The organism is Carboxydothermus islandicus (assembly GCF_001950325.1).
Taxonomy (GTDB): Bacteria; Bacillota; Z-2901; order Carboxydothermales; family Carboxydothermaceae; genus Carboxydothermus; species Carboxydothermus islandicus.
In genome coordinates this window covers 1-464 of sequence record NZ_BDJL01000087.1, presented here as the reverse complement: position 1 = coordinate 464, position 464 = coordinate 1, and the positions used below count along the sequence as shown (strand labels likewise).

Sequence of the window (464 nt, the reverse complement as noted above, 5' to 3'; positions counted from 1 at the left end):
CAACTAGGATGTTGGCTTAGAAGCAGCCATCATTTAAAGAGTGCGTAATAGCTCACTAGTCGAGTGACTCTGCGCCGAAAATGTAACGGGGCTCAAGCACGCCACCGAAACTTCGGCATATTGGAGGTTGGAGATACCAACTTCCAATATGGGTAGGGGAGCGTTCTTACCGGGGGGAAGCGTAACCGGGAGGTTACGTGGACTGGTAGGAAGTGAGAATGCCGGCATAAGTAAGCGAGAAGGCAGGTGAGAATCCTGCCCGCCGAAAGCCTAAGGGTTCCTGGGGAAGGCTCGTCCGCCCAGGGTAAGCCGGGACCTAAGCCGAGGCCGAGAGGCGTAGGTGATGGGTAAGGGGTTGAGAATCCCCTGCCACCCGAGCCCGCTTGAGGGAAGGGGTGACGCAGAAGGATAGGTTGAGCGCGCGGCTGGAAAAGCGCGTCCAAGCCTGTAGGGAGTGGGACAGG

At 57.5% G+C, this 464-nt stretch carries 1 rRNA gene; it reads left to right on the top strand.

The annotated features are described in order from the left end of the window. A 23S ribosomal RNA gene (locus tag ciss_RS09215) occupies positions 1-464 on the top strand; the annotation flags it as partial.